The organism is Paenibacillus nuruki (assembly GCF_001721045.1).
Taxonomy (GTDB): Bacteria; Bacillota; Bacilli; order Paenibacillales; family Paenibacillaceae; genus Saccharibacillus; species Saccharibacillus nuruki.
The window spans coordinates 1-565 of the sequence record NZ_MDER01000019.1 but is presented as its reverse complement, the minus strand read 5'-3'; the positions used below and the strand labels follow the sequence as shown (position 1 = coordinate 565).

General features: G+C 41.8%; 1 protein-coding gene. It reads right to left on the bottom strand.

The features are described 5' to 3' along the window. Positions 1-565: extracellular solute-binding protein (locus PTI45_RS01525; RefSeq protein ID WP_139129200.1), on the bottom strand; the 565-nt coding region annotated here is incomplete at both ends.

Sequence of the window (565 nt, the reverse complement as noted above, 5' to 3'; positions counted from 1 at the left end):
TTGTTGTCACTACTAATCACTTCACTACCATTTTCCCAAGCAAACGGAAGTGTAAATACTTGATCCTGGCTATCTAGCAAAATACCATAGTTACCATTGCCTCTAGCTGCCAATTTTGTTGCTGCATCTTTCAATTCAGCCCACGTTTTTGGTGGTTCGTTATAACCAACTTGTTTTAGCAAGTCTGCACGGTAGAACAATACGCGAGTATCGATATACCATGGAATACCAACCAATTGATCGTTGTAGGTCATTGTTTGTTGAGCACCTTTGAAGAAGTTATCTACTTTCAGATTTGGATATTTCTCTGTGTAAGAAGATAAATCTAGCAATGCTCCAGCATCTGCAAATTCAGGAATCCAACCCAGTCCCATTTGCACAACATCAGGACCTTTTTTGGAAGCGACCGCAGTTAGCAATTTGTCATGGGCATTATCCCAAGGAATCGCTTGCACTTCGACTTTGATATCCGGGTTAGCTTTTTCAAAATCAGGTACGATCTTAGCAAGTGCTGTTCCCTCTGCACCCATCCCCCATACTTTCAATACACGTTTGCCATCTGCTG